Here is a 10,220-nt window from a genome sequence, read left to right as displayed (position 1 = left end):
TTATGCGGATAAGCATATTCACCAGTCGCCATGCGGGTTTCGAGGCGATTCGATGGCTTTTTCGGATAAGGCGAAACCGGGTCGGAAGGCGAGCGAAGCCAGGGAAGCGCGCGTCCGGGAGTCAGGGGAGCGGCCTTCGCGCCGCCGCGAAGGCCGCCTGGATGTCCTCGAGCCGCCGGCCGCGGGTCTCGATGCCGCTGCGCACCAGCATCAGGGCCGCCACGGCCATCGGCAGCGCGATCAGCAGCGCCGAGGCCGTGAAGTGCTCGAACACGCCGGCGACGCCGAAGCCGGCGCCGAGGATGCCGCCGAACTTCGAGCTGGCCGCGATCACGCCCGAGCCGGTGCCGCGCAGGTGCACCGGGTAGATCTCGGCCGCATAGGGGATCAGCATCGCGATCACGCCGCTGGAGCTCACCAGCAGCAGGGCCGTGGTCACGACCATCGCCAGGGCCGAATGCACCTGCGCCAGGCCGAGTGCGAAGAACACCAGCAGCGTGGCGGCCGTCAGGCCGATGAAGAGCACCAGCGCCTTGATGCTGCTCCAGCGGTGGTACAGCCAGATCACGAGCGCGATGCCGGGGAGGGCGAGCAGGGCGGAGCGGGCCAGCAGCGCGCTGGCGGCGCTGGCGTCCATGCCCATGCTGCCGAGGTTGGTCGGCAGCCACAGCAGGAAGCCGAAGTTGACCAGTCCCCAGGCCACGCCGCAGACCGCCAGGCCCCAGGTGACGCGCGCGTGGCCGCCGCGCAGCAATTGGGCGATGCCGCCGGCGGGGACCTCCTCCTCGGCCACCACCGCGGCGGCGACCGCGGCGCCCGTGCCTGACGGCTGCCCGCCTGCGAAGCGGGCAAGCACGGCGCGGGCCTCGTCGGCCAGCCCGGCATTCGACAGGAAGCGCGGCGACTCCGGGATGTAGCGGCCGAGGAACACGATCAGCAGGCCGGTCGGCAGGCCGAGCAGCCACAGCGCGCGCCAGCTGAACTCGGGCACCAGCAGGGCCGCCGAGCCGGCCGCCAGCAGGTAGCCGGCCGAGGTGCCGATGCCGCCCAACGCCACCAGCAGCCAGCCGCGGTGCGCCGCGGGCACGGTCTCGGCCATCAGCGTGAAGGTGATCGGCAGCAGCCCGCCGGCCGATGCGCCCATCAGGAAGCACATGACGAGGTTCCACTCGAAGCTGGGCATGGCGCCGCAGATCGCGGTGCCGATGAACATCAGGGCCGACAGCAGGATCGCCGAGCGGCGCCCGAACAGGTCCGCCAGCCGGCCCCAGAGCACCGAGCCGACGGTGGTGCCGGTGAGCGCCACCAGGGCCAGCACGCCGGCGCGCTCGCGGCTGATCTCGTATTCGTGCGTCATGCCCGGCATCACGAAGCCCAGCGTGGCCGGTTTCAGCACGTCGACCGCCAGCGCAACCACCAGCACGAGCACCAGCTTCCAGTGCTCGCGATTGAGCGGAACGCCGTCGGCCACGTGGAACTGCAGGTGGCTGTCGCCGTGCAGGCTCTTGCGCATGCCGGAGATGCGCGGCATCAGGCCATAGGCCGCGAGCAGCACGCCGAATGGGATCATCGCCATGCCGGTCAGCATGGTGGCGTCCATCTCCATGCCGACCATCTGATAGCCGGTGCTTCTGCCCATCATGAACATCGGCAGGTGCGCAAGCACGCCGCCGATGATGGCGACACAGCCGGTCCAGAAGGCGAGCGGATGGTGGAAGTCGAAGTTCTGGGGTTTCACGGGGCCTGCTTTCGGGCCCGGATGTTAGCCGTCCGCCGGAGGTCCCGGGAATTCAGCAGCAGCGGCCCGCACCCTGGCCGTAGCGGCGCTCGATCACCGTGGCGCAGTAGTCGTTGCGCGACAGCACCGGCGCACCCGGGTGGCGGGCGGCGGCGTGTTCGAGATAGCGCTCGTAGTCCGGCATGCCGAACACCTGGCGGCAGGCCGAGCAGACGCGGCGCCAGCGCGCGCCCATTGGGCGCCGGTCGTCGACGTCGAGGGCCTCGTTCATGGCGCTGCTCCCCGGGCGCCTGCCATCGGCGGGATCTCCTGGGCGGTCGGTCGGGCCTGCTTGAGCGCCTGCAGGCAGATCTTGGCCGCGAAGACGCACATGGCAAGCACCAGCAGCACGAAGAAGCTGCAGACGACCGCGTCGAGGGTGTTGTTGAAGGCCACGCGCTGCATCTCGGCGATCGACTTGGCCGGCGCGATCAGCGTGCCCTGCGCGGCAGCGTCGCCGAACTTGCGCGCCAGCGCCAGGAAACCGATGGCCGGGTCGGGATGGAAGATCTTCTGCACGCCCGCGGTGAGCGTGGTGACCAGCAGCCAGGCGGTCGGCACCAGCGTGACCCACACGTAGCGCTCGCGCTTCATCTTCACCAGCACGCTGGTGCACAGCAGCAGCGCGATCCCCGCCAGCATCTGGTTGCCGACACCGAACAGCTGCCACAGCGTGTTGATGCCGCCGAGCGGGTCGACCACGCCCTGGTACAGGAAGTAGCCCCAGAGGCCGACACAGAGCAGCGTGGCGAGGATGTTGGCGGGCAGGAACTCGGTGTTGCCGAGCGGCTTGTAGAGGTGGCCCAGCATGTCCTGGATCATGAAGCGGCCGACCCGGGTGCCGGCATCGACCGCAGTCAGGATGAAGAGGGCCTCGAACAGGATCGCGAAGTGGTACCAGAAGGCCTCCATCGACTTGCCTCCGAAGGCCTGGCCGAGTATCTGCGCCATGCCGACCGCGAGCGTCGGTGCACCGCCGGCGCGCGACAGGATGCTGGTTTCGCCGATGTCGATCGCCGTCTGGTTGATCATTTCGGGCGTGATCGTGAAGCCCCAGCCCGAGATCACCTCGGCCGCGTGGGCGGCGGTGGTGCCGATCACCGCGGCCGGCGCGTTCATCGCGAAGTAGATGCCGGGGTCGAGCACGCTGGCGGCGGTCAGCGCCATCACCGCGACGAAGGACTCGGCCAGCATGCCGCCGAAGCCGATGAAGCGCATGTGCGACTCTTTTTCGACCATCTTCGGCGTCGTGCCCGAGGAGATCAGGGCATGGAAGCCCGACACCGAGCCGCACGCGATCGTGATGAACAGGAACGGGAACAGCTTGCCCGAGAACACCGGGCCGCTGCCGTCGATGAAGCGCGTGGTGGCCGGCATCGCGAGCATCGGCGCGACGTAGTAGATGCCGAGCGCCAGCGCGACGATGGTGCCGATCTTCAAGAAGGTGCTGAGGTAGTCGCGCGGCGCCAGCATCAGCCACACCGGCAGGCTGGCGGCGATTGCGCCATAGCCGATCAGCGCCCAGGCCAGTTGCGGGCCGGTGAGGGTGAACCACGGCGCCCAGGCCGGGCTCTCGGCGACCACGCGGCCGAGGAAGATCGAGGCCAGCAGCAGGACCACGCCGAAGATCGAGGCCTCGCCGACGCGACCGGGCCGGATCAGGCGCATGTAGACGCCCATCAGCAGCGCGATCGGGATGGTGGCGAAGATCGTGAACAGGCCCCAGGGGCTGCCGGTCAGCGCCTTCACAACGATCAGCGCCAGCACCGCCAGGATGATGATCATGATCGCCAGCACGCCGACCAGCGCCAGCGTGCCGGGCACCGGGCCGAGCTCCATCTTGATCATCTCGCCGAGCGACTTGCCGTCGCGCCGCACCGAGGCGAAGAGCACGATGAAATCTTGGACCGCGCCGGCCAGGACCACCCCGGTGAGGATCCACAGCGTGCCGGGCAGGTAGCCCATCTGCGCCGCCAGCACCGGCCCGACCAGCGGCCCGGCGCCCGCGATGGCGGCGAAATGGTGGCCGTAGAGCACCCACTTGTTGGTCGGCACGTAGTCCATGCCGTCGTTGTGGCGCAGCGCCGGGGTGACGCGCGAGTCGTCCAGCCGCAGCACCTTGTCGGCGATGAACTTGCTGTAGAACCGGTAGGCGATGAAATAGACGCACAGTGCCGCGGTGACCAGCCAGACCGCGTTGACGCTCTCGCCGCGGCCCAGCGCCAGCGCGGCAAAGGAGAAGGCACCGAGCAGGGCGATCGCCGGCCACAGCAGCAGGGAGGTCAGCTTGTTCATGGCGCGGCTCCTGTCTCGAGGCCGCCGATTCGGACATGGCCGTCGGCATGTCTCCTTCGGCGGCAGCCATCTTCCTGCGGCGGCGGCCCCGGCGCAAGGCGCAGATTGAATCGGATTGCGACTGCCCGGAGTGGATAGGGCCTAAGTCATATGGACCCGGCGCCGCCCAGGCCCTAAGGTTCGTCGCTTCCGAAGTCGTCGAATAACAACCGGGGAGATGCCGTGCATCGGTCGAAAAGAGGTCAACTGGCCAGGCTGCGGGGCGAAACGGTGCGCTGCCGGCTGGCGGTGGCGGCCGCGCGCGAGGCGATGATCGAGTCGCTCGGCGACTTCATGTGCGGCAGCGGGGTGCCGCCGGGCGTGCAGGACATCCGGGCGCTCGACCGCCTCTGCGAAGCGCTGGAGGAGGCCGAGGCGGCCTATGCGCGCCGCCTCGCGGCCCCGCCGGAGCTGCACGTCGCCGGCTTGCAGCGGCGAGTGAGCTGAGCCGGCGGCTCAGAACGAGCCGACGGCCGAACCGAGCACGATCACGGCGACCAGTGCGATCAGCGCGCCGACGATGCCGACCATCACGATGTCGAAGTAGCTCTCGCGGTGCTTGGTGCCGCAGACCGCCAGCAGCGTGACGACCGCGCCGTTGTGCGGCAGGCTGTCGAGCGTGCCGGCACCGATCACCGCGACCCGGTGCATCAGCGCCGGATCGAGGCCGGTGGTGGCGGCCAGCTGCATGAAGGTGCCGCCCAGCGCGTCGAGCGCGATCGTCAGGCCGCCCGAGGCCGAGCCGGTGAGGGCGGCCAGGATGTTGGTGGACAGCGCCAGCGACACCAGCGGTCCGCCGCCGATGCCCAGCACCCATTCGCGCACCATCTCGAAGGCCGGCATCGCGGCCACCACGGCGCCGAAGCCCACCAGGCTGGCGACGCAGACCACCGGCAGCACCGAGGCATTGGCGCCGGCGTCGACCGTGGCGCGCAGCGAGGGCAGGCGCTTCCAGTTGAGCGCGACCAGCACCGCCATCGCCGCGGCGAGCGCCACCAGCACCGCCCAGACACCGCCCACGTTGGCCAGGCTGATGCCGCCGAAGCGGGGCTCGGCCAGGAAATCGGTGTCCATGCTCGGCAGCACCACCAGCGCCATCAGCAGGTTCACGAGCACCACCACCACCAGCGGTGCCAGCGCCACGACGATGCCGGGCTGGCCGGCGCCGTGTTCGCCGTGCCGGACCTCGGCCGGGTCGAAGCTGCCGGCCGTGGTCGCGCGCTCTCGCACCACCGGATCGACGGCGGCATCGATATGCGCGTCCGACGTCAGGGTGCCGAAGCTCTCGCCGGCGGCGCGCGCGCGGGACTCGGCGCGCCGCAGCCACCACATGCCGAAGCCTAGCATGATGGCCGAGGCGATCACGCCCAGTCCCGGCGCCGCGAAGGCGGTGGTGCCGAAGAAGGGCATCGGGATCGCGTTCTGGATCGCCGGAGTTCCTGGCAGCGCCGACATGGTGAAGGTGGAGGTGCCCAGCGCGATCGCGGCCGGCATCAGGCGCGCCGGTATGTCGGCGGCGCGGAACAGCGCCTGCGCCATCGGTGCGAGCACGAAGAAGGCGACAAACAGGCTGACGCCGCCGTAGGTGACCAGCGCGCCGGCCAGCACCACGGCGAGCATCGCGCGCTTGGGTCCCAGCTTCTCGGTCATGAAACGGGCGATGGTCTGCACCGAGCCGCTGTCGTCCATCAGCTTGCCGAAGACGGCGCCGAGCAGGAACAGCGGGAAGAACTGGGCCAGGAAACCGGCCGCCGCGCCCATGAAGGTCTGGGTCCAGTGCGCCAGCAGCGGTTCGCTGGCGAACAGCGCGGCGATCAGCGCGGCCGCCGGTGCCAGCACGAGCACGCTCCAGCCGCGGTACGAGAGCCAGATCAGCAGACCCAGGCCGAGGAAGATGCCAAGGAGTCCCATCGTTCAGACTCCTTCGAGCAGAGCGTCGAGATCGAGCGTCGAGCGCTTCCCGATGTCGCCCTTGTGTGCGTCGATGAACGCCTGCGCCGAGCGTCGACCTTCGTCGCGCAGCTTGCACAGGAAGGGCCACTCCGAAATCATCTTCGACGAGGCGCCAAGTTCGAGCATCGCGTCGGTGGCGACGCGGTGGATGCGCATGCGGGCCCAGGCCGCGCCTTCGCCCTTGCCCGGGTCCGCCACCTGGCGCAGCAGGGCGATCATGCGCAGTTCCTTCAAGAGCGGGGAGTTGAACGACAGCTCGTTGAGCCGGTCGTTGATCTCGCTCGCGCTGCGCGGCACGCCGGCCCGCTCGATCGGGTTGATCTGGACCAGGATCGTGTCGCTCGCCTGGCATTCGCGGATCAGCGGCGTCATCGTCGGATTGCCCGAGTAGCCGCCGTCCCAGTAAGGGTCGCCATCGATCTCGACCGCGTGGAACATCGTCGGCAGGCAGGCCGACGCCATCAGCACCTCGGGCGTCATTTCGGCATTGCGGAACACCCGGCCGCGGCCGGTGCGCACATTGGTCGCGGTGACGAAAAGCTTGATCGGCGAGGCCGCGAGGCGGTCGAAGTCGATCAGCTCGGCCAGGATGCCGCGCAGCGGATTCATGCCACGCGGATTCAGGTCGTAGGGCGACCACAGGCGCGTCGCCAGCTCTGCGGCCATGAAGGCCGGCGAGTTCTCGAGGCTCCAGGTGCCGGTGATCATGTCGATCCAGCCCCGCTTGAAAGGGCTGTACTTGGCCGCATCGGCGACGCCGCGCCAGAACTTGTCGAGCGATTCACGGGCGCCCTCGGCGCCGCCCGCCGCATGGCCGGACACCAGTGCCGCGGCATTCATCGCGCCCGCCGAGGTGCCCGAGATGCCGTCGAGACGCACCGATGGCTCCTCCAGCATGCGATCGAGAACGCCCCACGTGAAAGCACCGTGTGAACCGCCACCCTGCAAGGCAAGGTCAATGGGAACAATCTTCAATGGGCCCTCCTCAGGCGTTGTGGCGCACGGGACGTGCGGTTTTTGTTGGTTGGGGTGGATCCTAATTCCGAATCCGGCGGCCCGACCCGCCCACGGCAACGCAATTCGCGTGCCGGCAACTTCATGAAAGCTTCATGCGACCGACACGCGAATGTCATGAGGCGCCTGCAAGCGACGCTTCCTGCGGGGCTCAGCTCGTCACTCGCCGCACCACCACGCTCGCCTCCAGCCCCTCATAGGCCTCGGCGTCGCCGTACCAGCTGCCCGAGATCGGCGCCGCCAGGGCCGGGTCGCGGGCCACGCCGACGCGAATCAACTGGGTGCTCCCCATGAGATTGTTGGTGGGATCGAAGGCGATCCAGCCGGCGCCCGGCAGGTAGGCGTGCAGCCACGCATGCGTGCTGCCGGAACCGGTGACTGCCTGCCCCGGCTCCGCTTCGCCGGTGTCGAGTGCCGCGTCGTAGAGATAGCCCGACACGAAGCGTGTCGCGACGCCCAGGCGGCGCGCGGCTTCCATCATCAGGAGCGCGTAGTCGCGGCAGCTGCCGCTGCCCAGCGCCAGTGTCTGCAGCGGTGTCTGCGTGCCTTCCTCGTCGCGCGCGACATAGCGCAGGCTCTGGCCGATGTGCGCGTTCATGCGCGTCAGCACCTCGCGCGTGCTGTTGGGCTGGTCGGTATGGAGGAACTGGTGCGCCCAGCGGATCAGCGTGCCGTCGGGGTCGTCGTGGTGCGGTCGCAGGTAGTGCTCGAGATCGAGTCGTTCCTGTAGCGAATAGGCAAAGGGCAGCAGTTCCGCCGAAGGCTCCAGCGCCAGTTCATCCAGCCGTGCGGGCACGTGCTCGATGGTGAAGGAGCAGACGATGCGCAGCTCGGTCGCCTCGCCCATCGGCTGCACCAGCGCCACCGAGTTGGAATGCGGGTCCTGGATCATCCGCACGTAGGCCTTGGGGCTGACTTCCAGGTCGGTCGCGAGCACCCGCAGGTCGTGGCTGTCGCGCGGCCTGAACATCACGCGATGCAGCCCGAAGGTGACGGGCGTCCGGTAGCGGTAGACGGTGGTGTGGGTGATGTTGTACTGGATGACCATGGGACATTGTGGCCGCGCCGGCCTTTTCGTTCCATTTGGGGATGCGTCCGACCGGGACCAGGGTGTCGACCCCGCTCGACTACATGGCGCTGGCCAACCTCTGATCGGCCGCTCGCGCGCTGTCCAGCGCCTGCGCCAGCTTGAGCGGCAGCGGCAATGGCTCGCCGTGCCACCGCGCGGCCAGCAGCTCGGCGCACAGCGCGGCGAAGCTGAGTCCGCGCGAGCCGAGGGCGGTGCAAAGCCAGATGCCGTCGGCCAGCTGGGGCGACAGCGGGCCCACCAGCGGCCGTCGATCCGCCGARGCGCAGCGCACCCCGGTCCAGGCCTGGGTGGCGCCGTCCGCGAACGCGCGATCGAGCTGCGCTGCGGCCTCGGGCAGCAGCCGCGCCAGCCGCTCGCGATTGAAGGCGGTGTCAGCGGCGCGCGGCGAGGCATCGATGCTGTCGCGGTCGAAGGTGGCGCCTGTGCACCACAGGGCGCCCCCGGCCCCCGGCACGCCCGCGATCAGGTGGCCGTCGCCGTTCACCGGCGCGTCGGGCAGGCGCAGGCCGCCCGTCATGCGGCCCCACTCGACCTGGCCGCGCACGGGTTGCAGGGGAAAGTCGGGCGCCAGCGCGCGGCTCTCGAAGCCGGCCGCGATGACGACCCGGTCGGCCTCGGCCAGCAGTTTGCCGCTCGCGTCACGCAGGGCCCATTGCGGGCGGTCRGTGCCGATGCGCTCGATCCGTGCCACGCGACAGCCGGTCTGCACGCGGATGCCGGGCCGGGCGAGCCAGGCCTCGACCAGCCGCGCCGGCCGGACCCAGCCGGCGCGCGCATGCCAGAGGGCCGCGGAACCGGCCGGCAGGCCCGACGCGCGAAGCCGGTCCGCACCGGCATGCCACGACTCGTTGGGCCCTTGGGCGGACCAGCCGGCCGGCAGGCGATCGTCGCCGGCGGCCCGCCGCTCGAGCACGCCGCTCGCGCGCCAGTCCGAGCCTTCCACCAGCCACTGCGCCAACTGCTGCCAGGTGGCGCGAATGCCGGCGCGCGTCAGGCGCGAGAGCAGAGCGTCGTCGGGCGAGACATGCGGCGCCAGCAACCCGGCCGGCAGGCTGGATGCGCCGGCCGCCGGATGATCGGCTGCTTCGAGCACCTGCACCTCCCAGCCCCGGCGCGCCAGGCTGGCCGAGACCGCCGCGCCGGCCAGGCCGGCGCCGATGACCGCGCAACGGCCAGCCGTCGCCGGCTGGGTCGGTCCGGGCCCGCGCTGCCGGATTTGCCAGGCCGGCTCGAACACGCCTTGCAGACGGTCCCGCTTGGGCGGCAGGCCGGGCGCCTTGGTGAGCTGGAAGCCGTTTTGCGCCAGCGCGTCGCAGACCGCGCGCGCAATCGTCCAGGTGGCGAGCCGCGTGCCGCGCCGGGCGAAGCGCGACACCGCCTTGAGCGTGTCGGCCGACCACATGGCCGGATTGCGCTGGGGATTGAAGCCGTCGAGGAAGATGCTGTCGGCCTCGAAACGCTGGGCCCGCAGCATGGGCTGCACGTCGCCGATGCACAGCGTGAGCAGCACCTGTCCTTCGTCGAACGACAGGCGGTGGAAGCCGGGCAGCAGGCCGTGCCACTGCGCCGCCAGCGACTCGGCCAGGGGAAGAAGCTCCGGGTAGGCGGTGGCGGCGCGCAGCAGATCGTCGCGCGAGACCGGAAAGGCCTCGATCGAGACGAAGTGCAGCAGGTGCGGGCGCTCGGGATCCTCGCGCCAGGCCTGCCAGCTGGTCAGGAAACTGAGGCCGAAACCGAATCCGGTTTCGAGAATCCGCCATTGCGGCTGGCGGGCCCAGGCCGCGGGCAGGCCGCATCCGCCCAGGAACACCTGCCGGGCCTGCGCCGGAGCACCGCTTTCGGAGTGGTAGATGTCGTCGAATCGCGCGCTGCGCGGAATGCCGTCGGCGCGCCAATCGACGGGCTCGGCCATGGGGACGGAAACCCTAAAAGCTCAGGCGGCGGGCGGCGGCACGTAGCCCTGCGCGACGTCGGCGCCTTCACCGAAGAAGTGCTTTTCCATCTGCCGCGCCAGGTACTGGCGGGCGCGCGCATCGGCCAGGTTCAGGCGGT

General features: G+C 70.0%; 9 protein-coding genes. 1 reads left to right on the top strand and 8 read right to left on the bottom strand.

From position 1 onward, the window contains the following. Positions 1-121: 121 nt before the first annotated feature. Genes AC1D2K_RS20850 through AC1D2K_RS20840 form a run of 3 tightly spaced genes read right to left on the bottom strand, consistent with a single transcriptional unit; the run spans position 122 to position 4,072 of the window. Positions 122-1,738: an MFS transporter gene (locus AC1D2K_RS20850; protein ID WP_478090732.1), complete on the bottom strand. Its 1,617-nt coding sequence runs from the start codon at positions 1,736-1,738 to the stop codon at positions 122-124. Between the two features lie 52 nt (positions 1,739-1,790). Then, complete coding sequence (locus AC1D2K_RS20845) at positions 1,791-2,009, bottom strand: CstA-like transporter-associated (seleno)protein (protein WP_478090731.1); 219 nt, start codon at positions 2,007-2,009, stop codon at positions 1,791-1,793. Further along, positions 2,006-4,072, bottom strand: coding sequence for a carbon starvation CstA family protein (locus AC1D2K_RS20840; protein ID WP_478090730.1), 2,067 nt, complete (start codon positions 4,070-4,072; stop codon positions 2,006-2,008). Before AC1D2K_RS20840 ends, AC1D2K_RS20845 begins: the two co-directional genes overlap by 4 nt. Before the next feature lie 222 nt (positions 4,073-4,294). On the opposite strand from AC1D2K_RS20840, the gene AC1D2K_RS20835 reads away from it, so the two are divergent. After that, complete coding sequence (locus AC1D2K_RS20835) at positions 4,295-4,558, top strand: hypothetical protein (protein ID WP_478090729.1); 264 nt, start codon at positions 4,295-4,297, stop codon at positions 4,556-4,558. A 9-nt stretch (positions 4,559-4,567) separates the two neighbouring features. On the opposite strand, the gene AC1D2K_RS20830 is transcribed toward AC1D2K_RS20835, so the two are convergent. The 5 genes from AC1D2K_RS20830 to AC1D2K_RS20810 all read right to left on the bottom strand — a co-directional run. After that, positions 4,568-6,022, bottom strand: a complete 1,455-nt coding sequence (locus AC1D2K_RS20830) for a GntP family permease (protein WP_478090728.1) — start codon at positions 6,020-6,022, stop codon at positions 4,568-4,570. A gap of 3 nt (positions 6,023-6,025) precedes the next feature. Further along, positions 6,026-7,012 carry a patatin-like phospholipase family protein gene (locus AC1D2K_RS20825; protein WP_478090734.1) on the bottom strand — a complete coding sequence of 329 codons (987 nt, stop codon included), beginning with the start codon at positions 7,010-7,012 and terminating at the stop codon, positions 6,026-6,028. 217 nt (positions 7,013-7,229) lie between these two features. After that, a complete protein-coding gene (locus AC1D2K_RS20820; RefSeq protein WP_478090727.1) occupies positions 7,230-8,126 on the bottom strand; it encodes a transglutaminase family protein in 897 nt (298 codons plus the stop codon). 79 nt (positions 8,127-8,205) lie between these two features. Further along, positions 8,206-10,080: a bifunctional tRNA (5-methylaminomethyl-2-thiouridine)(34)-methyltransferase MnmC2/FAD-dependent 5-carboxymethylaminomethyl-2-thiouridine(34) oxidoreductase MnmC1 gene (gene mnmC / locus AC1D2K_RS20815; protein WP_478090726.1), complete on the bottom strand. Its 1,875-nt coding sequence runs from the start codon at positions 10,078-10,080 to the stop codon at positions 8,206-8,208. A 21-nt stretch (positions 10,081-10,101) separates the two neighbouring features. Beyond that, positions 10,102-10,220: Fe(2+)-trafficking protein (locus AC1D2K_RS20810; RefSeq protein ID WP_478090733.1), on the bottom strand; the 119-nt coding region annotated here is incomplete at its 5' end.

Source organism: Variovorax sp. P1_H12_2 (genome assembly GCF_056405335.1).
This window is presented reverse-complemented; position numbering and strand designations above follow the sequence as displayed.

Excerpts from the sequence above, each read along its gene's own strand:
- AC1D2K_RS20845 (WP_478090731.1), bottom strand. The coding sequence starts at position 2,009 with ATGAACGAGGCCCTCGACGTCGACGACCGGCGCCCAATGGGCGCGCGC.
- AC1D2K_RS20840 (WP_478090730.1), bottom strand. The coding sequence starts at position 4,072 with ATGAACAAGCTGACCTCCCTGCTGCTGTGGCCGGCGATCGCCCTGCTC.
- AC1D2K_RS20830 (WP_478090728.1), bottom strand. The coding sequence starts at position 6,022 with ATGGGACTCCTTGGCATCTTCCTCGGCCTGGGTCTGCTGATCTGGCTC.
- AC1D2K_RS20820 (WP_478090727.1), bottom strand. The coding sequence starts at position 8,126 with ATGGTCATCCAGTACAACATCACCCACACCACCGTCTACCGCTACCGG.